The organism is Candidatus Amarobacter glycogenicus (genome assembly GCF_016704105.1).
Lineage (GTDB): Bacteria > Chloroflexota > Dehalococcoidia > Tepidiformales > Tepidiformaceae > Amarobacter > Amarobacter glycogenicus.
The window spans coordinates 370,143-396,991 of the sequence record NZ_JADJAT010000001.1 but is presented as its reverse complement, the minus strand read 5'-3'; the positions used below and the strand labels follow the sequence as shown (position 1 = coordinate 396,991).

General features: G+C 65.0%; 33 protein-coding genes, 1 tRNA gene and 1 pseudogene. 27 read left to right on the top strand and 8 right to left on the bottom strand.

All coding sequences use genetic code 11. From position 1 onward, the window contains the following. Nucleotides 1-2: 2 nt before the first annotated feature. A complete protein-coding gene (locus IPG14_RS02080) occupies nucleotides 3-983 on the bottom strand; it encodes an RluA family pseudouridine synthase (RefSeq protein WP_343390742.1) in 981 nt (326 codons plus the stop codon). Continuing rightward, on the bottom strand, nucleotides 938-1,447 hold the full coding sequence (lspA, locus tag IPG14_RS02075) for a signal peptidase II (RefSeq protein WP_343387908.1): 510 nt from the start codon (nucleotides 1,445-1,447) through the stop codon (nucleotides 938-940). The genes IPG14_RS02080 and lspA overlap by 46 nt, the downstream gene beginning before the upstream one ends. Nucleotides 1,448-1,566: 119 nt before the next feature. Between lspA and IPG14_RS02070 the strand changes: the two genes are divergently transcribed. Then, a complete protein-coding gene (locus tag IPG14_RS02070; protein ID WP_343384859.1) occupies nucleotides 1,567-2,160 on the top strand; it encodes a sulfite oxidase-like oxidoreductase in 594 nt (197 codons plus the stop codon). A 38-nt stretch (nucleotides 2,161-2,198) separates the two neighbouring features. Here IPG14_RS02070 and IPG14_RS02065 read toward each other — a convergent pair whose 3' ends face one another. The 3 genes from IPG14_RS02065 to IPG14_RS02055 form a co-directional block, all read right to left on the bottom strand. Continuing rightward, nucleotides 2,199-3,074, bottom strand: coding sequence for an SDR family oxidoreductase (locus IPG14_RS02065; protein ID WP_343384858.1), 876 nt, complete (start codon nucleotides 3,072-3,074; stop codon nucleotides 2,199-2,201). Nucleotides 3,075-3,157: 83 nt separating this feature from the next. Beyond that, the gene (locus IPG14_RS02060) at nucleotides 3,158-3,556 is read right to left on the bottom strand and encodes a cupredoxin domain-containing protein (RefSeq protein WP_343384857.1); all 399 of its coding nucleotides are present in this window, start codon (nucleotides 3,554-3,556) and stop codon (nucleotides 3,158-3,160) included. Nucleotides 3,557-3,595: 39 nt separating this feature from the next. After that, on the bottom strand, nucleotides 3,596-5,233 hold the full coding sequence (locus tag IPG14_RS02055; RefSeq protein WP_343390741.1) for a DAK2 domain-containing protein: 1,638 nt from the start codon (nucleotides 5,231-5,233) through the stop codon (nucleotides 3,596-3,598). 89 nt (nucleotides 5,234-5,322) lie between these two features. Here IPG14_RS02055 and IPG14_RS02050 point away from each other — a divergent pair, with 89 nt between their 5' ends. The 24 genes and pseudogenes from IPG14_RS02050 (at nucleotide 5,323) to flgL (ending at nucleotide 23,926) form a co-directional block, all read left to right on the top strand. Continuing rightward, nucleotides 5,323-5,532: a bL28 family ribosomal protein gene (locus tag IPG14_RS02050; protein WP_343384855.1), complete on the top strand. Its 210-nt coding sequence runs from the start codon at nucleotides 5,323-5,325 to the stop codon at nucleotides 5,530-5,532. A 171-nt stretch (nucleotides 5,533-5,703) separates the two neighbouring features. Continuing rightward, the gene (locus tag IPG14_RS02045) at nucleotides 5,704-5,940 is read left to right on the top strand and encodes a flagellar FlbD family protein (protein WP_343384854.1); all 237 of its coding nucleotides are present in this window, start codon (nucleotides 5,704-5,706) and stop codon (nucleotides 5,938-5,940) included. After that, a complete protein-coding gene (locus tag IPG14_RS02040) occupies nucleotides 5,940-6,728 on the top strand; it encodes a flagellar motor protein (protein WP_343384853.1) in 789 nt (262 codons plus the stop codon). Before IPG14_RS02045 ends, IPG14_RS02040 begins: the two co-directional genes overlap by 1 nt. Continuing rightward, nucleotides 6,725-7,483, top strand: coding sequence for a flagellar motor protein MotB (locus IPG14_RS02035; protein WP_343390740.1), 759 nt, complete (start codon nucleotides 6,725-6,727; stop codon nucleotides 7,481-7,483). The genes IPG14_RS02040 and IPG14_RS02035 overlap by 4 nt, the downstream gene beginning before the upstream one ends. 2 nt (nucleotides 7,484-7,485) lie before the next feature. After that, entirely contained in the window at nucleotides 7,486-8,016 is a 531-nt protein-coding gene (locus IPG14_RS02030) for a flagellar basal body-associated FliL family protein (protein ID WP_343384851.1), read from the top strand. A 9-nt stretch (nucleotides 8,017-8,025) separates the two neighbouring features. Next, nucleotides 8,026-9,135: a flagellar motor switch protein FliN gene (fliN, locus tag IPG14_RS02025; RefSeq protein WP_343390739.1), complete on the top strand. Its 1,110-nt coding sequence runs from the start codon at nucleotides 8,026-8,028 to the stop codon at nucleotides 9,133-9,135. After that, complete coding sequence (locus IPG14_RS02020; RefSeq protein ID WP_343384849.1) at nucleotides 9,132-9,755, top strand: flagellar biosynthetic protein FliO; 624 nt, start codon at nucleotides 9,132-9,134, stop codon at nucleotides 9,753-9,755. The genes fliN and IPG14_RS02020 overlap by 4 nt, the downstream gene beginning before the upstream one ends. Nucleotides 9,756-9,929: 174 nt before the next feature. Continuing rightward, nucleotides 9,930-10,710 (top strand): annotated as a pseudogene (fliP, locus tag IPG14_RS02015) (flagellar type III secretion system pore protein FliP). A gap of 10 nt (nucleotides 10,711-10,720) precedes the next feature. After that, nucleotides 10,721-10,990 carry a flagellar biosynthesis protein FliQ gene (gene fliQ, locus IPG14_RS02010; RefSeq protein ID WP_343384847.1) on the top strand — a complete coding sequence of 90 codons (270 nt, stop codon included), beginning with the start codon at nucleotides 10,721-10,723 and terminating at the stop codon, nucleotides 10,988-10,990. Nucleotides 10,991-10,994: 4 nt separating this feature from the next. After that, complete coding sequence (locus IPG14_RS02005) at nucleotides 10,995-11,777, top strand: flagellar biosynthetic protein FliR (RefSeq protein ID WP_343384846.1); 783 nt, start codon at nucleotides 10,995-10,997, stop codon at nucleotides 11,775-11,777. Continuing rightward, complete coding sequence (gene flhB / locus IPG14_RS02000) at nucleotides 11,777-12,868, top strand: flagellar biosynthesis protein FlhB (protein ID WP_343390738.1); 1,092 nt, start codon at nucleotides 11,777-11,779, stop codon at nucleotides 12,866-12,868. The genes IPG14_RS02005 and flhB overlap by 1 nt, the downstream gene beginning before the upstream one ends. Further along, nucleotides 12,865-14,982, top strand: coding sequence for a flagellar biosynthesis protein FlhA (gene flhA, locus IPG14_RS01995; protein ID WP_343390737.1), 2,118 nt, complete (start codon nucleotides 12,865-12,867; stop codon nucleotides 14,980-14,982). Before flhB ends, flhA begins: the two co-directional genes overlap by 4 nt. Further along, entirely contained in the window at nucleotides 14,957-16,324 is a 1,368-nt protein-coding gene (locus tag IPG14_RS01990; protein WP_343390736.1) for a hypothetical protein, read from the top strand. The genes flhA and IPG14_RS01990 overlap by 26 nt, the downstream gene beginning before the upstream one ends. A gap of 10 nt (nucleotides 16,325-16,334) precedes the next feature. Beyond that, nucleotides 16,335-16,985 (top strand): PilZ domain-containing protein, encoded by a 651-nt coding sequence (locus IPG14_RS01985; protein ID WP_343384842.1) that lies wholly within the window; start codon nucleotides 16,335-16,337, stop codon nucleotides 16,983-16,985. After that, the gene (locus IPG14_RS01980) at nucleotides 16,982-17,239 is read left to right on the top strand and encodes a hypothetical protein (protein WP_343384841.1); all 258 of its coding nucleotides are present in this window, start codon (nucleotides 16,982-16,984) and stop codon (nucleotides 17,237-17,239) included. The genes IPG14_RS01985 and IPG14_RS01980 overlap by 4 nt, the downstream gene beginning before the upstream one ends. A gap of 20 nt (nucleotides 17,240-17,259) precedes the next feature. After that, nucleotides 17,260-18,006, top strand: a complete 747-nt coding sequence (locus tag IPG14_RS01975; RefSeq protein ID WP_343384840.1) for a FliA/WhiG family RNA polymerase sigma factor — start codon at nucleotides 17,260-17,262, stop codon at nucleotides 18,004-18,006. A gap of 10 nt (nucleotides 18,007-18,016) precedes the next feature. Continuing rightward, nucleotides 18,017-18,382, top strand: coding sequence for a hypothetical protein (locus tag IPG14_RS01970; RefSeq protein ID WP_343384839.1), 366 nt, complete (start codon nucleotides 18,017-18,019; stop codon nucleotides 18,380-18,382). Then, nucleotides 18,382-19,017, top strand: coding sequence for a hypothetical protein (locus IPG14_RS01965; RefSeq protein WP_343390735.1), 636 nt, complete (start codon nucleotides 18,382-18,384; stop codon nucleotides 19,015-19,017). Before IPG14_RS01970 ends, IPG14_RS01965 begins: the two co-directional genes overlap by 1 nt. Continuing rightward, nucleotides 18,998-19,759 carry a flagellar hook-basal body protein gene (locus IPG14_RS01960; protein ID WP_343387897.1) on the top strand — a complete coding sequence of 254 codons (762 nt, stop codon included), beginning with the start codon at nucleotides 18,998-19,000 and terminating at the stop codon, nucleotides 19,757-19,759. Before IPG14_RS01965 ends, IPG14_RS01960 begins: the two co-directional genes overlap by 20 nt. Nucleotides 19,760-19,761: 2 nt before the next feature. After that, nucleotides 19,762-20,505, top strand: a complete 744-nt coding sequence (locus tag IPG14_RS01955; protein WP_343390734.1) for a flagellar hook basal-body protein — start codon at nucleotides 19,762-19,764, stop codon at nucleotides 20,503-20,505. Between the two features lie 11 nt (nucleotides 20,506-20,516). Then, on the top strand, nucleotides 20,517-20,822 hold the full coding sequence (gene flgM, locus IPG14_RS01950; protein WP_343384835.1) for a flagellar biosynthesis anti-sigma factor FlgM: 306 nt from the start codon (nucleotides 20,517-20,519) through the stop codon (nucleotides 20,820-20,822). A 2-nt stretch (nucleotides 20,823-20,824) separates the two neighbouring features. After that, on the top strand, nucleotides 20,825-21,307 hold the full coding sequence (flgN, locus tag IPG14_RS01945; RefSeq protein ID WP_343390733.1) for a flagellar export chaperone FlgN: 483 nt from the start codon (nucleotides 20,825-20,827) through the stop codon (nucleotides 21,305-21,307). 15 nt (nucleotides 21,308-21,322) lie between these two features. Beyond that, nucleotides 21,323-23,038 carry a flagellar hook-associated protein FlgK gene (flgK, locus tag IPG14_RS01940; protein WP_343390732.1) on the top strand — a complete coding sequence of 572 codons (1,716 nt, stop codon included), beginning with the start codon at nucleotides 21,323-21,325 and terminating at the stop codon, nucleotides 23,036-23,038. A gap of 3 nt (nucleotides 23,039-23,041) precedes the next feature. Then, nucleotides 23,042-23,926: a flagellar hook-associated protein FlgL gene (gene flgL, locus IPG14_RS01935; protein WP_343384832.1), complete on the top strand. Its 885-nt coding sequence runs from the start codon at nucleotides 23,042-23,044 to the stop codon at nucleotides 23,924-23,926. Nucleotides 23,927-23,929: 3 nt separating this feature from the next. Here the strand turns inward: flgL and IPG14_RS01930 are convergent, their stop codons facing one another. The 3 genes from IPG14_RS01930 to IPG14_RS01920 form a co-directional block, all read right to left on the bottom strand. Then, a complete protein-coding gene (locus tag IPG14_RS01930) occupies nucleotides 23,930-24,580 on the bottom strand; it encodes an alpha/beta hydrolase (RefSeq protein ID WP_343384831.1) in 651 nt (216 codons plus the stop codon). Next, nucleotides 24,577-25,503 (bottom strand): alpha/beta hydrolase, encoded by a 927-nt coding sequence (locus tag IPG14_RS01925; RefSeq protein ID WP_343387894.1) that lies wholly within the window; start codon nucleotides 25,501-25,503, stop codon nucleotides 24,577-24,579. Before IPG14_RS01925 ends, IPG14_RS01930 begins: the two co-directional genes overlap by 4 nt. Nucleotides 25,504-25,543: 40 nt before the next feature. After that, nucleotides 25,544-25,617: transfer RNA gene (locus IPG14_RS01920), tRNA-Gly, on the bottom strand. 92 nt (nucleotides 25,618-25,709) lie between these two features. On the opposite strand from IPG14_RS01920, the gene IPG14_RS01915 reads away from it, so the two are divergent. Together IPG14_RS01915 and IPG14_RS01910 are read left to right on the top strand one after the other, a co-directional pair. Continuing rightward, a complete protein-coding gene (locus IPG14_RS01915; RefSeq protein WP_343390731.1) occupies nucleotides 25,710-26,450 on the top strand; it encodes a glycosyltransferase in 741 nt (246 codons plus the stop codon). A gap of 23 nt (nucleotides 26,451-26,473) precedes the next feature. Next, nucleotides 26,474-26,836: a glycosyltransferase gene (locus tag IPG14_RS01910; protein ID WP_343390730.1), complete on the top strand. Its 363-nt coding sequence runs from the start codon at nucleotides 26,474-26,476 to the stop codon at nucleotides 26,834-26,836. Nucleotides 26,837-26,849 lie beyond the last annotated feature (13 nt).

The window sequence follows — 26,849 nt, the reverse complement described above, 5'->3', positions numbered from 1 at the left end:
CGTCACGAATGGGAGTCGCCGTCCGGTTCTAGCTTTGGTTCGACGGCGCGAGCGTAGTGCAACGCTAGCGTCTCCGCGCCGATGGCGCGAACGGCGTGGTCGAAGTCGGCCGGGATCGGCGCCGTCACGGTCAGCCGGCCGCCGGCCGGGTGCGGGATCGAAAGCTGGTAGGCGTGGAGGAGTTGACGGCCACCCGGCTCGCGCTTCCCGTAGACCGCGTCGTCGCAGACCGGGACTCCCACAGCCGCCAGGTGCACGCGGATCTGGTGCGTGCGGCCAGTTTCAGGGCGGACTTCGAGCAACGCCCGGCGGTTGTCGGTGTACAACACTTCGTAGGTGGTGCGGGCTTCGCGTCCGCGCTTCACGATGGCCATCCGCATTCGGTCCCCGGGGTGGCGGTCGATGGGAGCATCGATGACCGCCTTGGGCCGGTCGGGTACGCCTTCGACGAGGGCGAGGTAGGTCTTTTTCGTTGTGCGGGCTTCGAAGGCGCCGCTGAGGGCTGCCTGTGCCTGCGGCGTCTTCGCGAGGATGAGCACGCCGGAAGTGTCTTTGTCCAGGCGATGGACGATCCCCGGGCGTTCCACGTCGAATGCCGTCGCGGCGTCTCCAAGCTGTTCGAGCCACCAGGCGGCGACGCTCGGGCCGGTATCCCCCGGTGCTCCGTGGACGGCGAGGCCGGCCCGCTTATCGATGGCGGCGAGGGCGTCGTCTTCGTAAAGCACTTTGAGCTTGAGCCCGGTCGGCACGCTCTCATGGGGAGTTTCGGGGACATCGAGTTCGAGCTCGGCGCCTTCGAAAATGGCAAGCGCTTTATGCGCCGTGGAGCCGTTCACGCGTGCGTGTCCGGCTTCGATCAGGCGCTGAACTCGTGCGCGGGAGAGGTCATCGAACGCGCCCGCGAGCACGGCATCGAGCCTTCCCGCGGCAGGAGCGGTCAGTCGCCGGGTTGCGAGGGCTGGGGTTCCCGGAGCATCGCCCATACCAGTACCAGTACTCCAATCGTTATCGCCGAATCCGCGACGTTAAAGGCGGGGAAGTTCGGCACCTTGACGAAGTCGACGACTTCGCCGTCCTTTACCCGGTCGATGAGGTTCCCCACCGCGCCGCCGAGCATCAGGGCGAGGCCGAGCCGCATCAGGGGGTGCGCGAACGACGGGTTGAAGAGAAAAACGACGATCGCGATCATCCCCAGGATGCTCGTCATAACGAGCAGCGGCCCAGCGCCCTGGAACATGCCGAAGGCGGCGCCGCTGTTCGTCACGTGGACGAGCTTCAGCGGCCAGACCACTGCGAGCGAGTCGCCGCGCTCAATCGTCTGGCGGATGAGCCACTTCACCGCCTGGTCGGCGCCGATGACGGCGAAGGCGAGCACGAGGAACCAGCCATCCTGGGGGCGGATGGCGGCGCGTTGCCGCGGTGCCTCGCGAGTCGGTGCGCTCTCCATCCAGCCAGTGTACCTTCCTGCCCCGTTTCGCATCGAAAGGGCGTCTTGTCCGGGGCAAATGCGAGCCGCTACCCTGAATAGGGACGGCGGCGATGGACGCACTCAGGAGACTCCGACCTATGACTCAGCAAGCGACCAGGGAACTTCGGCCCGATGGCAAGCTCCGCCTGCCCCCGGGGCAGCACCTCACAACAGGTTGGCCCGTCCTGCACTACGGCTCGGTCCCGCGCATCGACCTCGATTCCTGGCGCTTCCACGTCTGGGGTCTCGTCGAAGAGGAGAAGAGCTTCACCTGGGAGCAGTTCGCCGCGCTCAGGAAGACCACCGAGTTCAACGACATCCACTGCGTCACTACCTGGAGCAAGTACGACAATACCTGGGAGGGCGTCCCGTTCTCGGCCCTGCTCGAACAGATCAATCTCAAGCCCGAGGCGAAGTACGCAATGCTTCACTCCTACGGTGGCTACACGACGAACGTGCCCCTCGCAGACCTGATGCGCGAGCAGGTGATGTTCGCCACCAGGCACGACGGCGAGGAACTCAGCAAGGAACACGGCTGGCCGCTTCGCATGGTCATCCCGCACCTCTACTTCTGGAAGAGCGCGAAATGGATCGGCGGGATCCAATTCCTGGACCGTGATAAGCCCGGATTCTGGGAGACTTACGGCTACCACATCTATGGAGACCCCTGGCGCGAAGAGCGGTACAGCTAGCCGCAGGCGCGCGGCCTGGTCGCTGTCCGCCCTCGCGGTCAGGCTTCGACGGGCATCGGGAACATCTCCATGAACCTCGTCCACCACTGTTCGTCGCTCTGTTCCTCTCCGAGCACGAGGTATTCCTCGTCGGTGATGCGCTGCCGGCCGCCGACGAACGACTCCGCATCCGCACCGACGAGGTAGCGCAGCCGGGGCTCGGTCGTCGTCACTGCGTTCTCGATGGCCCTGGCAACGACTGACGGATGGCCGCCCCCCACCGTTGCCTGGGCGTACAGATCCCGCATCCGGCGCTCGAGGTCCGCGTAGGGCGCATTCTCGTTGTCTCCCCATGCCTCGGCCGCTTTGTCCAGGATCGGTGTAACGAAGAAGCCGGGTTCGACGATCGCAACCCGCACTCCGAACTGCCTGAGTTCGAGGGCAAGCGTCTCGCTCGCGCACTCCAGGGCCCACTTGGAGCAGTGGTACTGGGATGCCAACCCGGCGACAAGCCTCCCGGCGACCGAGGTCACGTTCACGATCGTGCCGGACCTGCGCTCCCGCATCGCTGGGACGATGCCGCGAATCACGCGCAGCGGGCCAAAGAAGTTCGTCTCCATGACCGCGTGGAGTTCCGAGTCGGTCGTCTCCTCGATTGAGCCCATGCCGGTGACCCCGGCGTTGTTCACCAGGACGTCGACCTGGCCCGCTTCCGCGAGGATGGCCGCGATCGCGGCGTCGATGGACACTCGCGAGTCGACATCGAGTTGGTGGATGCGGACGTCGAGGTTCTCGTGGCGAGCGGCGTCACGGAGCGGTCCAGCTTTGTCCAGGTTCCGCATCGTCGCGTAGACCTGGTTGCCGGAGCGCCCGAACTGGAGCGCCGTTTCAAATCCGATCCCGGTACTGCATCCGGTAATAAGTACAATGGCCATCCGTGTCCCCCTTTGGCTGCGGGAGGCTACAGATCGCGAGGAGGAATGACAATCCCCTGATGCGGGCATGGCGGCCCGCCGGGTCATTGGACGGTGATCGTGCCGTTCATGGCGTCGCCGTGGACGCCGCAGTGGTACTCAAAGACGCCAGAACTGGCGAAGTTGAAGAGGAATACGCCAGTCCCCGTGAGTTTCGGCGACGACACTTCCTGGCCGTTGAATGAGCCGACAACCTGGTGCGGGTTCGAGCCGGTCCAATTCCAGGTGACGTTGGCGCCTGCGGGGATCTGGAGGTTGAGCGGCGCGAATTTGTTGTCGCTGACCGTGACCGTGGTCAGCTTCGCCGGGATCCCGCCGGCGTTGGCCTGTGTGGCGGTCGGCAAGGCGGGTTCGCCATCGCCGCCACACGCGGCGACGACCACCATGATCGCGCTGCTGGCGGCGATGGCCAGCTTTCTGGAGAGCATCCGGCTGCGAGGCATTCTTCGGCCCCTCCCCTTGGTGGACTTCCCGCCTCGACGTTACTCGACCGAGGCAATGTATGGGTAGAGGGGTTGTCCGCCGGGGAGCGACTCGACCTCCACGCCGGCGTGGTGCTGACGCACCCGGTCGGCGATAGAAAGACGCTCATGTTCTGGGGCGCCCTCACCGGCGAAGATCGTGACCAGGTTCCCGCGCCGCAGTCCTGCCTGGCGCAGCCCTTCGAGGAGAGCTTCTCCGGGAGTTGTTCCTGTGCCGGCCAGTTTCCCGTTGACCAGTACGATCGCTTCCCCCTTCTTCACCGAGACGCCGTCGGAAGTGCGCGTGGCGCCCGCGATCGTCACCTCAATCGTCATTACCGCATCGGCGGCTGCAGCCATTGCCTCAATGTTCGCAGTGGGAGAATCCTCCGAGTCGAACGCCATCGCCGCAGCGATACCCTGTGGGAGCGATGTTGTCGGGACGACGTGAATGGTGCACCGGGCGAGAGCCTTCGCCTGTTCGGCGGCGAGCAGGACGTTCTTGTGGTTGGCGAGCACCACAACATCGGCAACGCGGAGCGAGTCCGCGGTATCGGCGATCTGACCGGCAGGTGGCTTTTCGATGACACCGAGATCGCTCACGGTTGCCCCAAGGCTCTCGAAGATCTCGTCGAAGCCGCCGCCGCGGCTCATCGCGAGCAAGGCCACCTTCACGCCCGCCCCCGAGCCGCCTTCGCGGAATCGGGCGTTCTGGGCCGACATGTCCTCCACCTTGACACGTGCCAGCCGGCCGACCACCTCAGCGGCGTCAAGAAGTGCCTGGGGCGCCAGGCTGTGCACGTGGACGCGGACCAGGTCCGGGTCGCCGACGACGACTACCGAGCGGTTGCCACCGGCCTCCGCGAGTCCTCGAATACTCTCGAGGTCGAGCGCCCTGCCGTCGGCTTCGACGAGGAATTCCGTGCAGAAGCCAAAGCCGTCTCCTCCGTGGCCTGCGGAGTGCACGATCGGCCGATCCGCAGGTTTGAGGTGACCCGCGACCGGCGCCCCGGTGATAGCAGCGAGGAGGCCTCGAAGGATGACGCAAACGCCCTCGCCACCCGCGTCGGTGACACCGGCTTCGCGCAAAGCCGGCAGTTGCTCGATGGTTGCCGCTTCGGCGCGTTCCGCCGCGACGACGGCCGAACCGAGCACCCGCGCGCATCCGGTGCCTCGGCCGCCTTCCGGCAGTGCCTCGGCCGCCTGGCGGGCGCCTTCGCCAGCTGCGCGAAGGACCGTGAGCATGGTCCCCTCCTGGGGGTCGCTCACGGCGCGGTATGCCCGGGCCGCGGCGTCCACGAGACCGTCGGCGAGCGCGTGGCCGTCGAGTCGATCCCGTTCGCCCACCCCCGCCGCGAACCCTCGAAGCGCCTGCGAGAGGATGACACCGGAGTTCCCGCGTGCACCGTAAAGAGCACCGCGCGCGATCGTGGTGAGCACCACGGCGACGGCCGGCGGGCCGTCGAGCGCGAGAGCTCGTTCGATCGCCTCGCGAAGGGTTGCAGACATGTTTGAGCCGGTGTCGCCATCAGGGACTGGATAGACGTTGATCGCATCGACGTCCTTCGCGCACGCTCTCAGATGAGCGGAGGCGGCGGCGAAGACCTGGCGGAGGGCCGATCCGTCGAGCGCATCTTCAGTGGCAATAGGGGCCGTCACTGGCCAGTCTCGGGGGTGTCCGTTTGGCCGTTACCCGCGGGTGGTGTTAGCATGAGCGTTCGATTCTCGCACGTAAGGCTGGATGACGCATGGCTAGTGGCGCCTGCGATGTTTGCGCAAAGACAACGATGTTTGGACGGCATATCCGTCACACTCACGGCGGGCGATGGGAACGCAAAGCGACGAAAAAGTCGCGGACGTTCAAGCCCAATGTGAGCAAACAGCGGATCTATATTGGCGGTGACTCTATCCGCCTGAACATCTGCACACGTTGTCTCCGCACACTCGTTAAGAGTTAGAAACCGGGCGGTTCAAGAAGCATTGGCCCCCTCGATTCGAGGGGGTTTTTGTTTGTCAAAGGCTCGTGCAGCGCGTGGAGCACGGCGCGGGTTTTCCCCATCGCCGCTAGGGGCTTCGTTCCCGGCCCACGGGGCCTTCCCCGATAACTCCCGTGGAGCGCCCTCCCCAGAATGGGTGACAACTCACCCTGGGACGAGGTCGCCCGGATGATTCAGCTCACCCGCATCGATGGGACCGTGTTCTACCTCAACCCGGACCTCATCGAACTTCTCGAAGCGACACACGATACCCACGTGACGTTGACGAACGGGCACCGCTACGTCTGCGCGGAAGGCCCCGACCTCATCATCGAGCGGATCGCCGAGTTCCGGAGGATGGCCGTCGGGGCCGTTCGGAGGAGCGCCTGATGGACCTCGCAACCGTTATCGGCCTCGCTCTCGCATTCATCGGGATCATCGGCGGCAACGTCCTCGAAGGCGGCAACCCGGGCGCCCTGTTCAACATCCCGGGCCTCATGATCGTCTTCATCGGCTCGTTCGGCGCGATGATGATCTCCCAGCCCATGTCGGTGATGGTTGGCCTCCCGAAGTTCCTCATGAAAGCGTTCTTCGGCGGGGCCGGGCACAACTCGGCCGAGACCGTTGACCTCTTCGTCACCATGGCCGACAAGGCGCGGCGCGAGGGCCTTCTCGCCCTGGAAGCCGACGTCGACAAGATCCACGACCCGTTCACCCGCAAGGGCGTCCAACTCATGATCGACGGCACGGATCCCGAACTCCTCCGCGAGATCATGGAAATCGAAGCCGATGCCATGAAGCACCGCCACGAGGGAAACTTCGCCGCCCTCGAATTCCTCGGAGGCATCGCCCCGACGATTGGCGTTCTCGGCGCCGTTATGGGCCTCATGGGCGTCATGGCCCACCTGGATGAACCGGAGCACATCGGTCCTGGTATCGCCACCGCCTTCGTCGCCACGTTCTACGGCGTGTTTACCGCGAACGTCCTCTATCTCCCGCTCGCCAGCAAGCTGAAGAGCAACTCCAAGCACGAACTGCACGCCCTCAACGTCGTCATCGAAGGCCTCATGTCCATCCAGTCTGGCGATAACCCGCGCATCGTGCGCGAGAAGCTGGAAGGCTTCCTCCAGCCGAACCAGCGTCAGAAGAAGGATGACTCGATGCGAGAGGCGGCATGAGCAAGAAGAAGGTCCCGGAGGCGGCACACGCCGAGAACCACGAACGATGGATCGTGTCATATGCGGACATGCTGACGCTCCTGTTCGCGCTCTTCGTCGTCCTCTATGCCACCAGCGATGCGAACCCTCAGAAGCTGCAGTCGGTCCACAACTCCATCGAGCAGGCGTTCAGCATCGGTGTCCTCCAGGGCTCGAACGGTTCTTCGGCTGTCCTCAACAACGGCGGCGGCATCACGCCAAGCATCAACGAGATCAAGTCCAACAACCTGGTCGCCCTGGAGGCGAGCCTGGGCGGTTTCGCAGAGGCGAACAACCTTGAAGGCAAGATCCAGATCAGGAGCGATGCAGACAGCATCACCATCAGCCTTGCCGATAACCTCCTGTTCGATTCCGGTAGCGCCGACCTGCGAGCGGGCAGCCAGGATGTCCTCATGCAGGTCGCCGGGGCGCTGAAGGGCCTCCCGAACGAAATGCGGATCGAAGGCCACACCGATAACGTCCCGGTGAACAGCGCCGATTTCGCGACGAACTGGGAACTCTCTGCCGCGCGTGCTTCGCGCGTTCTGCGGTTCATGCGCGAGCAGGGCGGCCTAACAGCCAACAGCCTCTTCCTGGCGGGATATGCCGATACCCGCCCCTTCGCCGATAACAGCACCCCCGAAGGCCGGGCCCTCAACCGCCGTGCCGACATCGTGATCCTCTACCCGACGCTCGAAGACCTCAGCAAATCGCTACAAGGCGTGAAGGGGAATTAGCCGTGTTCAAAGACAAGAAGGTCCTCGCCGGCGGAGCGGTCCTGATCGCTGCCGCTTTCTGGTTCTACATCAAGCCGAACTACATGGATGCCAAACCTGCGCCCGTCATCACGCAGGAACAGATCGATGAGTCGCCGCACCCCACCGTCATTCTCGGGCGAGAGGTCACCCTCGAGCATAAGGCGGGCAACGCCCCCGAAGGCCTGGTCCTGAACCTGAAGGCGCCCGCGTCCGCTCCGAACTACGTGAAGGCCATCATCGCGCTTGAGTTCGAAAGGCCGGAGGATCCCTGGCTTGGCGTTGAAGGTGATGCCCTGACCGCCAAGAACATCGAGTTCACGCATCATCTCCAGCACGAAATGCCGAAGATCCTGGATGCGGTGGCAATGGTTTTCGGCTCCCACACTGCGGATGAGGTTTCTTCCGTGGAAGGCAAGGAGAAGCTCAAGGAAGAGCTCATCGAGGCAATCAACGAACACCTTCCGCACGAGAAGGTGGAGACCATCTACTTCGAAGTCTTCATCACGCAGTGAGGCCCGGCCATGAGTGAACCCCAAGAAGTCCTGAGTCAACTGCTCTCGCCGCCGCAGGCCGCCACGCTCGATGCCACGGGGCGCGAGTCATGGGACTCGGCGTCCGCGGCCCTGAAGGCAGCTTTGGGGTCGGCCCCGCTGTTCTCCGAGGTCGCCGCCAGCCTCGTCATGCCAGATGAAATCACCGCCAGGTTCGGCGATCCCCACATCACGGTGCCGCTCGAACTTTCGACCGACCAGGACCAGACGGCCACCGCCTACCTGGTCCTCCCGACGACGATCGCGGCGATGTATCTCGACTCCCAGGCCGACAATCCGGAGGACGAAGAACAGCAGACGATCGTCATCTCTTCGACGGTCCTCGGGCAGGTCATCCAGGCCATGAACACGCAGGTGTTCGGGAGGTCGGCTTCGGGCCTCGTCGTCGCCATCGACGACATCTCGGCGAACACGATGCCCGAGACCCTGAAAGGCATGGACGATCCGTGCATGCTCCTCACCGGGACGCTCGCCGGCGCGAAGATCCTTCCCGTCTCCCTTGTCTTACCAGGAACCTTCCTCGATATCATGGCGACCGCCATGGATGGCGCGGTTGGTGCTGCGGCACCGGCCGCTCCGGATTCGGCGGCGCCCGTCGAGGAATCCCCCGCCTTCAGCTTCGAACTGACGCAGGAGGACCTCGAGGCCGCAGAACTCCTGGAAGTCGAACCAGAGCCGGTGCTGGCGACCATCGGCGGCGGCCGCTCCAGCAGTGCGCCGCTGCCTCCTCCTCCGCCTCCCCGTGGCCCAACGCCGATTGGCCCGGCGGCGAGCCGGGCGCGCTTCGCCCCGCTGCCCGAACAAGAACCTTCCGGTGTACGGTCCGGGATCGACCTCCTCGCCGGGCTCCAGATGAACGTCTCCGTCGAACTCGGCCGCACCGAATTGACGGTCTCCGAAGTCCTCGGGCTCGGGCCGGGTTCAGTCATCGAACTCGATCGCCTCGCCGGGGAGCCGGTCGACATCCTCGTCAACGACCGGCTCATCGCTCGTGGCGAAGTTGTTGTGGTCGATGAGAACTTCGGCGTCCGCGTGGTCGAAGTCATCCGCCGCGGCCAGGATGAAGAGCGCACGGGATGAACGACCCGAAGACCCGCAAGAAGTTGCTCTGGGCCGCCGCTCTGGGTGGCGCCATGCTCTGCTCGCTCGTCTTCATTTCGACGCTCGCCCCGCAGGCCGACCCGGTAACGAACAGCCCGGTCATCCGCACGAACGACGCCGGGCAGTTCTTGCTCACGGATGCGCCCGCGGCAGAAACCCAACCTGAGGCGGGTGGTTCGTCTGGCTTCAGCCTGGGCGGTGGCGAACTCGTCTCGCTCGCTTGGCGGCTGGCACTGGTCATCGTCATCATCGCAGTCTCTATCGCTGCGTTGCGCTGGTGGGGCAAGAAGACCGCAGGCCCGAAGAGCGCCACCGGCTTCCTCCGCGTCATCGACACCCTCGCCATCAGCAACGGCCGCACCATCCACCTTGTCGCCCTGGGCGACCGGGTCATCGCGATCGGCGCGACAGCCCAGCAACTCACGCTCCTGAACGAACTCAGCGAAGACGAAGCCTCCCGCGTGTTCGCCGATGCTGCCCGCCCGGATGAGGCGCCGCTCGGGCAGTTTGCAGCCCAGTTGTTCGATCAGATGAAACGGACGGCGCATCGCCAGGAACGACGCGATTCAGAAGCAGTGACCGCTCGCGACAGGGCGTAGTTTCGGTGAATGCTCGCCGCTTGGCCCGGGCGGTGTGGACGAGGAATCAGGCCTCCCCGATTGCTCCCTCAGGGTTTCGCCCGCGTCGCCAAGAGGCATCCCCCAATACTGGCCGCAGAGCCCTCTTCCTACGCTGAGTCGACAACGAAGGGGGTGCCCGTGGCGATTCGCCGAATGCCCGGTCGCGCATACCGCAGGCGCTTCTTCTTCGTGCTCATGCTTCTCTGCGTGGCACTTCTCTCGCTCACGAGTTGCGCCGCCCAGACGACCCAGGGACAGGCAGCGCCTCAGACGGCGGGCGGCATCGACACCCAGGACCCACAGAACGTCTCGACCGCGATCCAGCTGCTGTTGCTTATCACAGTTCTCTCGTTGGCCCCGGCCGTCCTGGTGATGGTCACCTCGTTCACGCGCATCATCGTGGTGCTTTCGCTCGTTCGAAACGCCATTGGTATCCCCCAGCTGCCGCCGAACCAGGTGATGATCGGCCTCGCCCTGTTCCTGACTGCCTTCGTGATGGCGCCCGCCATCAAGCAGATCAACAACGAGGCGGTCCAACCGTATCTGAACGGGACCATCACCCAGCAGGAGGCCTACGACCGCGGCGAAGGCCCCGTTGCGCGCCTTCATGCTCAAGCAGACCCGCCAGCAGGACCTGGGCCTTTTCCTGAAGCTCAGCAACAGCGAGAAGCCGGAGACGATCGACGATGTCCCGACCTACGTCCTTGTGCCCGCCTTCACCATCTCCGAGCTGAAAACAGCGTTTCAGATGGGATTCGTGATGTTTGTGCCCTTTCTCATCATCGACCTCATCGTCTCTTCGGCCCTCCTGAGCATGGGCATGATGATGCTCCCTCCCGTCATCGTTTCGCTCCCTTTCAAGATCCTCCTCTTCGTCCTTGTCGATGGTTGGTACCTGATCATCGGCTCACTCGTTGGCAGCTTCGCCACCTAGGAATGCCGAGATGAATGAAGCCGTCGTAATCGGGTTGATGAGAGAGGCACTCACCGTGTCGTTGCTGGTCGGCGCGCCCATCCTCGCGACCACGCTGGTGATTGGTGTCGTCGTGAGTCTCATCCAGGCCGTTACCCAGGTGAATGAAGCGACACTCACGTTCGTCCCAAAACTCATCGGCGTTTTCGCAGCGATGCTCATCTTCGGTCCGTGGATGATGGAGACGCTCCTCGACTTCTCAGCCGGCATCTTCGCGAATGCCGCGAGCTACGGACGCTGACGCCATGGACGGATTCATGGTGACGCCGGAATACACCTACGCCTTCTTCCTCATCCTGCTCAGGACGAGTTCGATGCTGGTTTCAGCGCCGCTCCTCAGCCACAAAGGCATCCCCGCCTACTCGAAGGTCGGCTTCGCCGTCTTCTTCTCCCTCGTACTCGTCCCACTCCAGGGCGAGAACCCGCCCGTGCCTCCGCAGAACTTCGGCTTCGTCATCGAAGACACCGTGCGCGAGGTGCTCTTCGGGCTCGCGCTGGGCGTCGTCATGAACGTCGTCTTCATCGGTGTCCAGATGGCATCTCGCATCATCGGCCTCCAGATGGGCTTCGGTCTCGGCGCCGTCTTCGATCCCATCACCGGCGCCGAGTTCGGGACGTTCGACCAGTTCTACAGCCTGCTCGTCACATTGGTGTTCTTCACCATCAACGGTCACCACCTCGTGGTCCAAACGCTCGCCGAGACTACTCGCGCAGTGCCACTTGGGACCTTCGACCCGTTCATCGTGACGCCCGACGGGATCACCGCATTGATGGCTGGACTGACGGTAACGGCCGTTCGCCTGGCGATGCCCGTCATGGCTGCGCTCATCCTCACGGATCTCGGCATGGGTCTGGCCAGCCGGACGGTGCCGCAGATGCAGGTGCTGATCGTTGGCGCGCCGATCAAGATTCTCGTCGGCGTCATCGTGCTTGGCGCCGCCCTGCCCGCGACGGTGAGCCTCCTTCACGGTGTGCTCGGCACGTCACTCGCTGGCTCGAGCAGCGTCCTCCTCGGGAGTGCGAGCTAATGGCCGGCGAACGCACCGAGGCCCCCACCCCAAAGCGGTTGAAGGATGCCCGGCAGAAGGGCAACGTCGCCAAGAGCGAAGAAGTCGTGACCATCGGTGTGCTCTTCCTTGCTATCACTGCCATGAAGATGCTCGGCCCTGAACTCTGGTGGGACATGCGCGACCTGCTCCACGAAGGCCTGGGCAATCCAACCTCGCAGGAACTGACTCGCGAAAGCGCTTTCCAGATCGGAAAGGAGTCCTTCGCCCGGGCGCTGATGGCGCTGCTCCCGCTGCTTGGGCTGCTCGCTGCCGGGGCGGTGGCCCTCAACCTGGCACAGACTGGCCTGCTCCTGAGCGGCGAACCCCTCAAGCCGAAGATGAACCGTGTGAACCCGGGCGCCGGGCTCAAGCGCCTTGTCTCGCTCGATGGACTGATGCGCCTCGGCAAGTCGCTCTTCAAGTTCATCACCGTCAGCCTGGTCGTCTATTTCACCCTAAAGGGCCAGATGGAGGAGGTCTCCGCGCTCTCCCAGTACTCGATCGGCGAAGGCGGGCGCCGTCTTGTCTCCCTGGGCTTCGATATCGCTTTCAAGACTGTTGGTGTCCTCTTCCTGATGGCCATCGCCGATTACGCGTGGCAGCGCCGCCGCTTCATCAAGCAGCTGATGATGACGCGCGAAGAGTTGAAACAGGAGATGAAGGAGAACGACGGGGATCCGCAGATCAAGGCCGCGATCCGCCGCAGGCGGCAGCAGTTGATGAACCGGATGATCGCCGCCGTGAAGACCGCGGACGTTGTGGTCACAAACCCCACCCACTTCGCCGTCGCGCTCAAGTACGACCCGCTGACGATGCAGGCGCCGATCGTTGTGGCCAAAGGCCAGGACTTCCTCGCGAAGCGCATCCGCGAGGTGGCGATGAAGAACGGAGTGCCGGTCCTCGAAGAACCTCCCCTTGCCCGTGCGCTCCACGCCGCCGTTGCCATCGGGAATCCGGTCCCTGCCAACCTCTTCCACGCAGTCGCCGAAGTCCTCGCATGGGTCTACGCGCTGCGAAGGAAGCAACCGCTCGCACGGAGCCGCTTCGCGGGCGCCGGAGGTAACCCATGACCGTCCAGGCCCAGGCACAACCCCAGGCTTCCACCGGGTTCGGCCGCCTCCTCGGTCAGACCGACATCCTCCTCGCCGCGGGCATCATCACCATCGTCGGGATGATGATCATCCCCCTGCCGCCGTTCCTCCTGGACATGCTCCTGACGGTGAACATCGCGGCATCGGTCACCATCCTCCTGGTGGCGGTGTACACGCAGGAGCCGCTGAAGTTCTCCGTATTCCCCTCGCTACTCCTTGTGACGACCCTGTTTCGGTTGGCGCTCAACGTCTCCACCTCCCGCCTCATCCTCCTCCACGGCGATGCCGGCGAAGTCGTGCACTCGTTTGGCAGCTTCGTCGTCGGCGGAAACCTGGTCGTCGGGCTCGTGGTCTTCCTCATCCTCGTCGTCATCCAGTTCGTCGTGATCACCAACGGCGCCGGCCGGGTCGCCGAGGTTGCTGCTCGCTTCACCCTCGATGCGATGCCCGGCAAGCAAATGGCCATCGACGCCGACCTGAATGCTGGCACGATTGACGAAGTCCAGGCTCGTGACCGCAGGAAGGCGATCGGGCAGGAAGCGGATTTCTACGGCGCCATGGACGGTGCTAGCAAGTTCGTGAAAGGCGATGCCGTGGCGGGCATCGTCATCATCCTCGTGAACATCATCGGCGGCCTCAGTATCGGCGTCCTCCAGCAGGGTGCTGGACCGGCCGAGGCACTCCACATCTATGCGAACCTCACGGTTGGCGATGGTCTCGTCTCCCAGCTCCCGGCCCTCCTGATCTCTACGGCCACCGGCATCATCGTCACGCGGGCAGCGAGCGACACGAACCTGGGGACCCAGATGTTCGCCCAGATCACGAGCCAGAGCCGCCCCCTGATCATCGCCGGCGTCATGCTCGCCCTGTTCGGTTTGATGCCCGGTCTCCCCAAGATGCCGTTCTTCTTGATCGGTGGAGTCTGCGCGGCCGCGGGCTTCTTCATCCAGCGCCAGCAGACGGCCGCAGCCGTCGCCGCGGCATCCTTCGTACCCATCGCCGAACCAGAACCGGAAACCCTCGGGCCCCAGCAGGTCATCCAGATGATGAACATCGATCCACTTGAAGTAGAGGTCGGTTACGGCCTGATCCCGATCGTCGACGAACAGGCCGGAGGTGGCCTCCTTCGCCGGATCACGATGATTCGCCGTCAGCTCGCGCTCGAACTTGGGATCGTCTTGCCGACAGTGCGCGTGCGGGACAACTTGCAGCACGCGCCGAACGCCTACGTGGTCAAACTGCGCGGCGTGGAGATTGCACGCGGCTCGCTCCAGCCGGCTCAGTTCCTGGCGATGGATCCCGGCACGGCCGAGGGCGACATCCCGGGGATCGAGACCCAGGAGCCCGCCTTCGGGTTGCCCGCGAGATGGATCACGCCCGCATACAAGGAGCGGGCCGAGCTGCTCGGTTACACCGTCGTCGACGCGGAGAGCGTCCTCGCCACCCACCTGACCGAGTTGGTGAAACGCTTCGCCCCGGACCTGCTCAGCCGCCAGGACACCCAGAACCTGCTCGAAAACCTGCGCAACGAATACCCGGCGCTGGTGGAAGACCTCGTGCCGGCGACGCTCACCGTCGGAGAAGTGCAGGAAGTGCTCCAAAACCTGCTCACCGAGCGCGTCTCCATCCGGGACCTCGTCACCATCTCCGAAACGCTCGCGACGCAAGGGCGAGTCTCGCGGGACGTCGACCTGCTCACCGAGTACTCACGGGCTGCCCTGGCCAGGCAGATCAGCCGCCAATACGCGGATGACTCCGGCACGCTGCACGTGATCACGGTCGGCGCCCGCACCGAGGACGAGATCGCCCAGTCGATCCAGCAGGGCGAACGCGGCAACCAGGTGGCCATGGCGCCATGGGCAATGCAACGCCTTCTCGGCGTCGTTGCCACCGAGGTCGAACGGGTGGCCGGAGCCGGGCGCGACCCGGTCATCCTCTGCTCCTCGCGCATCCGGCTCGCCCTCCGGCGAATGCTCGAACGCCGCCTGCCGAACGTCGTCGTCCTCTCATTTGCTGAAGTCACGTCTCAGACCGCGGTCGATGCCGTGGGGAATATCGAGGTGAACGTTGGAAACGAAGCGCTACATCGGTAACGACATGGCCCGCATCTTCGTGCGCGTGCGCCGCGAACTCGGGCCAGACGCCGTGATTGTCCAGACCCGGTCGCTGCTGCGCGACGGCGCCGACCCGCTCATCGAGGTGTTGGCGTCCCCTTCCGCCGGCGGCGATGACGCACTCACCCTCGCCCTCCAGCGCGTCCTCGTCCAGGGTTCGCTTGAGCATGCCCAGTCGCCCGCAGCCTCGCGCGGGCTCACCGTAGGCGACCTCGAAGACATCGCCTCACGTGAACGCCTGGACCAGGAAACGCTCCGGGCTTTCGATCTTGCCTACGCGGAACAAGACCCCGCCCCCCCGCCCGAATGGTTCGAAGGCTTCGTCGCGACGGACAGCGCCGGTCTCCCTCCGCACCTCGCCGCGCTCTTGCACGAAGACGCCGTCGAAGAGTACCGGCCGGTTGTGGCCATTCAGCCGTTCCAGGCGCCAGACGTGCCTCCTCCTCCGCCGATCGAGTGGTCGTCGCGGCCGTACATCGTCACCGGCAAGCAGCCGGTGGAGCCGGGACAACCGCCGTCGCGCGAACGGCAATCGCCGCCCGCAGCCGCGCTGCCCCGGCGGTTCCAGCCGGTCGAACCAGGCGTCGCGGGCTCGCTCATAGCCGCAGGATTCACTCCCGCTGCGGCGAGCACCATCGTCGCCGCAGCGCCGGGCCTTCAGGACCCTCAGGATGCACTCGGGACGGCCCTCTCGGCCGCCCGGATCGACTACCCCGTCGAGAACCGGACGGCGATCATCTCGATCCAGGGCGCTCCTGGTTCTGGTCGCACCACGGCACTGATGCGGATGGCCCTCGACTGCGCGGATTCGGGACGCGAGACGGTCCTCGTCGCTGGAGACAGTTCTCACGCGGGTGGCCGGGCGCAGGTTCACGCTTATGGAGAAGCCCTTGGGCTGACGGTCTTCGATGCATTCGGCTCCAAGGATCTTGTTGCGGCGGTTACGCGCGCCCCAAAAGGTGCATGCATCTTCGTCGATGTCCCTGCCGGGCGGTGGCTTCCCCCTCCTATCCCCGGCGTTTCCCACTTCGTCTACATCGCCGTGCCAGCCCACTGGCAGGCCTCTGTGCTGAGTGCCGAGTTGGCCACGTTCGAACCGGCACATTGCGCGGGTGCGATCCTCACCGGGACCGATTTGGCGGTTTCCCTCACACCAGCTCTCTCGCTCCTGGTCGAATCGGAGCTGGGAGTGGCCTTCCTCTCATCGGGGCGAGATGTCGCCACCGGGATCGCCGTCGCCGATCCGTTCACGCTGGCATCAGGGGTCTTCACTACGAGTACACGGGAGACAACCAATGGGCGCCTCGCCGTCACCGCGTAAGAATCCCTTCATGGCCCAGGGACTCCTTCCAGGCACCACGCTTCGCCTCGACGTCTCTTCCGGAGGCGAAGGCGAGACCCATGTCACCCGGGTCGACGATGTCGACGGGAGGATAGCCATCCTTGTCCCGATGCGGGGCCTCCGCCCACGGCCCTTCTCCGCCGGCACGCTCGTCCATGCGCACTACATGCACCAGCGGAAACGCTGGATGTTCGTCACCGAGGTCGAGGGTCACAGCGATGACGGGCTGTTCGAATACCTGCGGCTCCCCGGCGCGATCGAAAGCACCGAGCGCAGGCGCAACTTTCGCCTGCCCGCTGCCATCCGGCCGGAGTCGCTTTACCGCCTCGTCGTCGATTCAGAGACGGACGAACCTGATCTGCTGGAAGGCACCGTCGTGGACCTTAGCGAGGGCGGGTGCTGCATCAGCACACGCAGCTTCGCCGCCCCGGGCGAGCGGCTGGGACTGCAGGCCATCCTCCCGGAAGCCGGGGAGATCCAGGCGCGCATGCGCGTCACCTTCGTGCGCGACCCTCAGCCCGGTAACCGCAATCGCCGCCTGCACTGTGAATTCACCGACATCTCGCGCGCCCATCGCGACGTCATCGCCCGCTACATGATGCGGCGGCAGCTGGAGATGCGGCGAAGGGGGCAGCTATGACCGCCCTCCGGCCGTACACCGTCGCGCGCTACGGCATCTATGCCGCCGCCGGTGTCGCACTCATCAGCGTCTGGCTGGGCGTTCGGGCGGGCACGGCGTTTGATTTCGCCCTCCTGCGCTCAGTCTTCTACTTCGTCATCGTCGCCGCCCTCGGTTTCGGCGCCGAAGCGGTGTTGTTGTTCACTCCACTGCCCGTGCCGCCGCCGCCTGCGCCCGAAGAAACCGAACCCAGCGAATCCCTCGAATTCGAGTAGCACCATGAAGGAGCGCCACTATGGCCGTCGCCAGTGAACTACGCGCGAACGTCCCCTTTTCCGACCGCGAAGCGGCCATCCGGCAGTACGCGCCCCTGGTGAAGTACGTTGTCGGCCGGCTCGCGATCGGCCTTCCCGCGATCCTCGATTACGAGGACATCCTCAGCTACGGCACCATCGGGCTCATCGAAGCCCTTGACCGCTACGACGACAGCAAAGGCGTGAAGTTCGAAACCTACGCCATCAGCCGCATCCGGGGGTCGATCATCGATGCACTTCGAGCGCTGGACCGGCTCCCGCGCTCAGTCCGCCAGAAGGCGAAGAAGCTGGAACAGATCCACGTCGCATATGCGCTCGAACATGGCCGTGAGCCGACGGATGAAGAAGTAGCCCTCGCCATGGGCCTCACCCGGGAGCAGTTCAACCAGACACTCGTGGATTGCTCCTGGGTCACTGTCTCCCTCGACGGGCTGCTAGACCGGGACAGCTCGGACGACGGCTCCGCGCCGACGGAATTGCCGGCGGATCCGAACGAAGAAGACTTCACGCAACGGCTCGAGAAGCGCCAGATGATCGATGCGCTCACCGGCGCGGTGAAGCAACTCCCGGAACGAGAGTGGCTCATCGTGAGCCTCTACTACCGGGACGAGATGACGATGAAGGAGATCGCCCAGATCCTCGAAATCTCGGAATCCCGCGTTTGCCAGCTCCACGGTCGCGCCCTCAGCCGCCTCCGTGCCCGGCTTGCGCGCGAACGGACCGCATGAGGAGGCATCGATGAACGACGCAATCGCCTTACTCGCTATCTCCCAGCTTGTCTGCCTGGGAGCGCTCTTCTATCTGTACATGCAGCTCCAGGAGGTAAGACGGCGCGGGCCGGCCCGCCGCCAGCCTTCCGCGCGAGTCCATCGCATGCCCGGCCCCGAAACGGTTTCGCCGCCGTTGGCTGGCCGGGCGGCACGTGCCGCATATGCCGCCCCCGCCGGAGGCGGCTCCCATGTGGGGAACCCGGCCCGCAGTGAGTTGGCCGCGCTCGTGGCGCGCTCAAACGGCGCCATCGACATCCCGGCGCTCGCCCGCAGGATGCGAAAGAGCGAAGAAGAGGTCCGCCTGCTTCTTCGCCGCCAGGGGATCGCGGGCTGATGCGGCGCACCATCACGGCCGGCCTGGCGGCACTCGCCCTGCTCACCGCCGTCCTGTCCGGGGGTGGCGCCGCGCACGCGAACGGCGTCCCCCAGCTCGTCAAGCTCACCTACCTTGAAGGTGTCTCGAACTTCGGCCCGAAGGATGCCGAGGGCGTCCTCGAATTCAGCTTCGCCGAGGCCTACGCCCGCGTCGATGTGAAGAACCTGAAGCCGGCCGAGGGGTACACCTACGAGGGCTGGCTTATGGGGAGCGCCAAACCCCTCCGCGTCGGCGTCATCCCGGTAAATGCCTCAGGGATTGGCGCACTCGACACGAAACTTGAGGGCCTGGCCACCTACGACTACAACCTCTTCGTCGTCGCTGCCCGCAAGTCCGGGACCGACCAGGCCGCCCAGCCGTCCGACATCTCGATCGCCGGGCGCTTCACGGTCATCGGAGACGACGCTTCAGGTGGTGCGGCGGGAGACATCCGTCCGGGTCAGCTCCCCGAAACCGGCGAAGCGTCGCCGCCCTCGCTGCGCGAACGAATAGGCCGCACGATCACCATCGCCGCCGCCGCTGGCGGCCTCGCTTTCGCGTTCCTGCACATCATGCAACGGAGGAAGGTCAGCCATGATCAAAGGTCTCTATAGCGCCTTCACAGCGATGGAGGCTGCCTGGCGCTACCAGGACGTCCTCGCGAACAACATCGCCAACGCCGATACCGCCGGGTTCAAACGCGAGTTCGCGGTCCAGCAGCCATTCGAGGACGTGCTGCTTTCGCAGCAGGCGCCCGTTCCCGCGCCAATCACATCACGCATTCAACAGGTTGTCGGACAGATCGGCACCGGCACGTTCATCGCCGAGTTCGCGACTGACTTCGGACAGGGGATGTTGCGCACCACAGGCAACGAGCTCGACTTCGCCATCCAGGAAGGCTTCTTCCAGGTCGAAACGCCCGATGGGACGGTCTACTCGACACGGGACGGCCGCTTTGGCCGCGACGCGAACGGGGACCTGGTGACCAGCCAGGGCTACTTCGTGCTCGATGAAAGCGGCCAGCACATCAACCTCCCCTCGAACATGGTCTCCGTCTCGGTCGATGGGGGCATCCTCGACCAGGGCGTCGAGATCGCCCGCCTCGGCATCCTCGATTTCACGCCGAACCAGCTCGTAAGAGCGGGCGAGGCTCACTTCCAGACGACCGGCCAGGGCCAGCCGCCCATCGGTGGGCCTGGACTCCGCCAGGGTCTACTGGAGGGTTCGAACTCGATCCTCGTCGAAGAAATGACCTCGCTGCTCGCGGTCCAGAGGACGTACCAGGCGAACCAGCGAGTCCTCTCCGTGCTTGATGGGACGCTCGACCAGGCCGCGGGCCAACTGGGGGCGTTGTAGCCATGCCATCTATCCTCGGGGCCGCTGCCAGCGGCATGACCCACAACCAGAACAAGCTCGACGTCATCAGTCACAACGTCGCGAATGCCAACGCTTTCTCATTCAAGAAGCTGAGGCCGTTGCATGAAGGCGTCCCTTCGCCGGAAATCGACCCCGACGCCGGACGCCTCGGCGTCGCCGAAACGACAAGTGACCTGATCTTCTCCCAGGCGATGACCCAGGTCACGGACAACCCGCTGAACTTCGCGATCGAAGGAGACGCGTTCCTGCGTGTCCGGGACTTCGATGGCGCAATCGTCTACACCCGCTTCGGGGCTCTCGAGCCCGACGTCGATGGCAACATCCTGGCCGCCAACGGCCGCTTCCTCGAGCCAGCGATCCAGATGCCCCCGCTCTGGACCCAGCCCCAGGTCGACGCTGCGGGGATCATCTCCGCGTTGGACCTGGACGGCGTTCGCCAGGAACTCGGGCAGCTCTCTTTCGCGAGGTTCCGGAACCCGCAGGGCCTCCAGATCCTGGGTGAGGGCCTCTACCTCGATTCCGCCAACACTGGCGAGATCACGGTCGGCGCCGCGGCAACTGAGGGTTTCGCCGCATTGCGGACCGGTGCGCTCGAAGGCTCCAATGTCGATATGGCGGAAGAGTTCACGAACATGATCGTCGCACAGCGGGCCTATTCCGCCTGTGCGAAAACCTTCGCGGTCGGCGACGCAATGCTGGCCATCGCGACCAACATCACGCAGTAGGAGGCGGCACCGTGGCACGAATTGACGGCCTGAACCTTTCCGGCGCCAGCCTGAACCCGGCAGGAGCAGCCGGGGCGGGCTCAACGCATGACTCCGCCGCATCCGCGGCCGCCATCAAGGCCCGCGGCCGCCAGGATGCCATCAGCCTCTCCAACCGCGGGCGTCTCGTCGCCGAGGCGGCCCAGGCCGTAGGCGAGTCGCGAGATGTTCGTGCCGAGAAGGTAGCCGCCCTCAAAGCGGCCATCGCCAGCGGTAGCTACCGCTCCAATGCCCGCGAGATCGCCGAGCGGCTCATCGCGAATGGGCTCGGGAGCTGAAGGTGCCCACGCCGGCGGAGGTCCTCCAACAGGTCCTCTCCCTCTTCTGGGAGGAAGAGCAGGCGCTCGCGGCACTCATGCGCCTCGCGTTGGATGAACAGCAGGCCCTGGTCGAGTCCGACTTCGACGCCGTCGCGGGGATCAGCAACCGGATGATCGATGCTGCGAATAGCATCGAGGCGCTCGAGGCGAACCGTTTGAATCTCCTTAGATCCGTCGGCGCCGAGGCGCTCACGCTCGAAGATCTCCTCCCACTTGCCGATGATCTCGGAGTTGATGGCTTCGCCGAGGCCCGGCTCCAGCTTGGGGCACGGGCGCGTGAACTCCGGGACGCGCAGGAGCAGAATGCGCGCCTCCTCCTGAACGCGATGAAGCTGCGCGACCGCTGGGCCAACATGCTTGGCGGTTACCTCGCCCCCGGATACGGCAGCAACGGACGCCGGGGAGTCAGCAACTCGCGCGGGACGGTCTCGCGGAGCGCCTAGGAGGGCCGGTTGGGCTTGTCTATCGGTCTCGATACCGCCGTCAAGGCGCTCCGGGCTCACCAGCTCGCGGTTGATGTTGCTTCGCACAACATCGCCAACGCGCAGACGCCGGGCTTTAGCCGGCAGCGTGTGCTCCTTCGCCCCATCGGGATCGACGGTAGTGACCACTTCACCCGCGACAATCTCCTCGGACGCGCGGGCATGGGCGTCGATGCGAAAGACGTGAACCGCATCCGCGACACCTTTCTCGACTTCCAGGCCCGCCAGAGCATCTCCAGCCAGGGCCAGTTCGCCTCGCTTGCCACGCCGCTCGGCAATGCCGAAGTCGTGTTCAACGACCCGTCCGACGACGGCATCTCGGCGCTCCTCGGGAAGTTCTGGGCAGCCTGGCACGATGTTGTGAACGAACCGGAGTCCTCTCCCGCGCGGACAGCGCTCATCCACGCGACGACCACCTTCACCCTCCGGCTCCAGACCGCGCACGCGCAGCTGACACAGCAGCGTCAGGATCTGAACCAGAAAGTGACCGGCATCGGCGAAGAGATCAACGCCAAAGCCACCGAGATAGCTGGACTGAACCTGCAGATCAAGCAGGTGGAACTCAATGGCGACATGGCCAACGACCTCCGCGATCGCCGCGACGTCCTCCTGGACGAACTGTCCAGCCTTGGAAGCATCAACTATTCAGAAGACGAAACCGGTTCAATGAGCGTTTACCTGGGCACCCACGAACTGGTCTTCGGCACCTCCGTCCGGACGATCAACGCTGTGGACGACCCGCTTGACCCCGGGATGGTGAAACTCCAGTTCGCCATTGATAACGACGACGTGAGTGTCGCCAGCGGACAGCTCCGAGGCGTGTTGGATGCTCGCGATGTTGCCCTTCCGGAACTCATCAACAAGCTGAACAACTTCGCCACCGGCCTGATGAACTCCGTGAACTCGATCCACCAGGCCGGGTACGGCCTGAACAACGCGACGGGCCTCGCCTTCTTCACCGGCAACGACGCGTCCGATATCGCCGTGAACTCGGTGCTGGCCGGGAGCCCGCAATCCATTGCGACCGCGACCGGAGCCGGCCAGCCGGGAAACCCGGCGAACGCGCTCGCCATCGCCAATCTGGAACAGTCTCCGAACATGCTCGCCGGGCTGGCGGCGGCAAACCTGGTCGTGAACGAGGCTCTTTCGGCCGGCAACATCGCCACCGGCGTTTCTCTCGCTGGCACCCTCCAGGCCGGGACGTACCACCTGGTGGCCTCTGGACCGAACGTTGAATTGCGGTATGGCTCGGCCACCGGCCCCGTAATCGGCACGGCGACGCTCGCAGCCATCAACCCGCCCGGCGGGACGATCACCTTCACCAGTGGGCCAGACACTGTGGCGACAATCTCGATGACCGTCGGGGCGGCCTACACCGCTGCCGCACAGCTCGCCGACCTCACCGCGGTGGGGAACAACACGCTCCAGGTGGAGGCATCGGCTTCGACTTTCTACGGCAACATCGTCTCTGTCCTCGGCGCGGACGTGAACCGCGCCAAGGGACTGGACGACTCGGCCAACCTGCTCGTCGATCACCTCGATACGCTCCGGCAGTCGGTCTCCGGGGTGAACATCGATGAAGAGGTCACGAACCTCAACTCGGCCCAGCACGCCTACAACGCCGCGGCGAAGGTCATCTCGGTAATCGACGAGATGCTTGACACCCTTATCAACCGGACGGGGATCGGATAAGTCATGCGCCTCAGCGACCAGTCCCGCACGCACAACCAGGTGCGCTACCTCGCCGATGCGACGGAGCGGGCCGACCGCGTCCAGCGCCAGCTTTCGACGAACCGGAGGATCGACCGCGCCAGCGACGACCCGACAGGCGCCGCCCTCGCGATGCAGCACCGAAAGAACATCTCGTTCGAAGCACAGATGCGCCGCAATCTCGAAAACGGCACCGCGTTTCTGAACGTCACCGAATCGGCGCTCAACAGCACGACGGAGCTCCTCCAGCGGGCGCGCGAACTGACCGTGCAAGGCGCGACCGGGACGCTCGGACCGAGCGAGAAGGTCAGTATCGCGACCGAGGTGAACCAGATCATCCAGCAGCTTGCCCAGGTGGCGAACACCAACTTTGGCGGCGCGTACATCTTCAGCGGCCACCAGACGCAGACGGCGGCGTACCAGGTCTCAGGGAACCCTCCGGTCGCAGTCACCTGGCAGGGCGACGCCGGCCAGCGCATCCGCCAGGTCTCGGCCCAGGATGCCGTCGCCGTGAACGTCATCGGCGACCAGGTGTTCGGTGACATGTTCACCGACCTCATCGCGCTGCGTGACAACCTGAACAGCAACGCCGCCACAACCACGATCAATGGCTCTATCGCTGACATCGACCAGGCCCTGAACAGCGTCCTGAACTCCCGTGCCGATGTCGGCGCACGCCTCAACCGCTTTGAGTCGACCACCAACCGCTCGCTCGATACGGATACGAACCTTCAGGAGCTGCGCGCTTCGATCGAAGACATCGACATCAGCGAGACGATCATCCAGTTCACCGCCGCCCAGAATGCGCTGGAAGCGGCCCTCGGGGCGATCGGCAAGACAGCGAACATGACCCTGCTCAACTACCTGTAGCGGCTAGAGCCGGGCTCCTGCAAAGGCCCTCAGCGCCTCCGCCAGCTCCATTTCCCGGACGCCTTCGGTTGCCGCGACTGCCTTCAGCCAGTCTGGCCGGGACTTCCCGCAGACCGCGATGGCCGGGTCAAGTCCCGAGTTGAGCGCCGCCAGTTCAGCAAAACGAGTGACATAATCCGGCGGACGGAGGTCCGACGACAGTTCGACCAGAGCGAACGGGTCGGGCGTCGTCGAACGGCCAGGGACGCCCCGGATGTTGAGTGGTCCCGGTCGATCGCCGCCACCCGCGAGCCCCGGTCCGTCGAGCAAGATGGCGCCTCGCACAAGCTCCGGCCGGCCCCCGGCGATGAGCAAAGCGATGTAGGCACCGAGTCCGCGTCCGGCGACGGTCGCAGGGCCGGTCATCCAGAGGGCCGAGTCAGCGTCGCCCATCAGTACTTCGGCTGTGTAGCCACCTCCGCCGGGGACGGTCGACGCGCCGTGGCCGGTAAAGTCGAGGGCGAAGATACGTCCCGGCCATGCTTCGAACTCCGCGGGCACGGCGCCGGGCGAATGTTCGCCGAGCGCATGGAGGAGGAGGAGGGACGGGCCGTCCCCCTCGCGCAGGGTGTGAAGGGCAAGCTTCACCTGGTTGTGGGCGACAAATACGGTCATGCGAGGAAGTCCAGCACCATGTCGGCGACTCGCCGCGGATGTTCGATGTGGATGAAGTGGCCCGTGTTCTCGAACGAGACGAGCCGGCCGCCCGGCGGGAGGTACGGCTCGAGCGCTTTGTGGTTCGTCCCCCAGCCCATCTCTTCTTCGACGGTCGCGGTGAGCCCGAGTAGCGGGACAGTCATCGTCTTCAGCCGTTCCAGCGACCAATCCGGCCGCCACGGACCGAAGCCGCCGAAGCGGATCGCCGGGTCCAGCTTCCAGCGCCAGCCGTCCGCATCCTTCCGCGCGCCGATGCTCGCGAGGTAGAGCAGCCACTCATCCGAGAGACGCGGGTTCATCCGCTTGCGGCGTTTTGCGAGTTCCTCCAGGGTGCCCGGTTTGCGGAAGTTCGCGGCAGCGTTGCGGCGGTGGTCCAACCATGCCGCCAGGTTCTTGCTGCTGAAGCGCCGCTGCTCGTGGTCCGAAACGTCGGGGTGGGGGTCGGGTGATGGAAGACCGTCGATGACGACGAGCTTCGACATCCGGAGAGGAAGGGTTTCGGCGAGTTGAAGCATCATGCCGCCACCCTTCGAGTGTGCGATCACGGGGACAGGGTCGGGCGTTATCGCGTCGAGCACCGAGAGCGCATCCCGGACGTCGGCGTCCCAGCTGTAGAGGGCCGCGTGGTCCGAATCACCGTGGCCGCGGTGGTCCCAGGCGATCACTCGCCAGCCCGCGGCCGCGAGCAAGGGGGCGAAGACGTCGAACGTCCCGGCGAAGTCGCTTCCGCCGTGGACGAGGAAGAGCGGCGGGTTCTCGCTGGCGCCCCATTCGCACACGGCGATGTGGACGCCATAAGAGTCGACCCAGTGGTGCCGCGCGGGGCGCACGGCACCAGGGAACGTCACGAAGTCCGCCGGTCCGGCAACCGGACTGGTCATCGAAAACCTCCAACCACTGGCAGGTAAGTGGAACTGAAGCTGGAGCGGGCGGCGGGAATCGAACCCGCGCCTCAACCTTGGAAGGGTCGCGCGCTACCATTACGCCACGCCCGCGCTCCCGGGAAAGGGCCGGAGAAGGCCCACCGGACGATCCTAGCAAATCCCCCCGCTTCGTTCTTCCCGGCGCAAGGCCGTACCATCGGGCGATGGCGGAGATTCAGCGAGTCTTGCTGGTGCGCCCGCTCGCAGGCGAGCGTTGGCGTTCCATCAGTTCCTATGCAGCCTCGCTGGAGGACATGCTTCGCGAGGCGGGAATTGCCGTCGATACTGTCGCCGCTCCATGGTTCAACCCTGCTTCGATGGTTGAAGCCGCGCGAGCCGGTTGGGCCCGCCAGCCGCAGCTCCGGCTGGCGCGCGAAGGCGTCTACGACGTCGTCCACCTGACGGATCAGGCGCTTGCCCACCACGCGCCGCGCTTCTCCGTGCGGACGCCGGTACTCGTGACCTGCCACGACCTGATGCCGTTCACCACCCCGGGCTACTATGAAGGGCGAATCGAGCGCCTCGTAAAGTGCGCATTCCTCCGCCGATCGAGAGCTGCGCTCAAGAGCGCGGATACCGTCGCGGCCGTCTCTGAGTTCACGCGCGGCGAACTCGTGCGCGAACTGGGCTTCACATGCCAGTCAATTCCTCTCGTTCCCAACGTGATACGCCCGGCCTTCCGGCCCACCCCAAGGTCTCACGCCGAAGCCGCGCTTTCGGCGGCCGGCATCGCGCTGCCATCCGCTCCGCGCATCCTCAGCGTTGGCAACGACCGGGCCTACAAGAATCTGCCGGCCCTCTTCGACGCCGTCGCGAGGCCCGGGCTCTCCCACGCCAGCGTCGTGCGCGTCGGCCCCCAGCTCTCCGGAACGGCGCTGCGCCGGGCGGTCCAGGGCGGGTACTGAGGCGCACCATCCAACTCCGGTCGTTGAGCGACGAGCAACTGGCGCTGGTGTACGCCGCTTGCGACGTACTGGTTCAGCCCAGCCTCGCCGAAGGCTTTGGGATTCCGGTCATCGAGGCGATGGCCTGCGGTCTCCCGGTCGTCTCTTCCGATGGTGGGGCGCTGCCGGAAATCGTCGACGGAGCTGGGCTCATCGTGCCCCTTGGCGGTCATGACTTTGCAGGGCGGATGGCTGCTGCCATCCAACGGGCGATCGCCGGGCGGGAACCGCTCGGCGAAGCAGGGATCGCCCGGGCCTACACATTCCGGCCGGCTGTCGTCGAAGAAGCCCTGCTGGCTGCATACTCGCTCGCGGTTGCCGCCCACCGGTCGCCCGGAGCCGGATAGTCCCTACTATTCC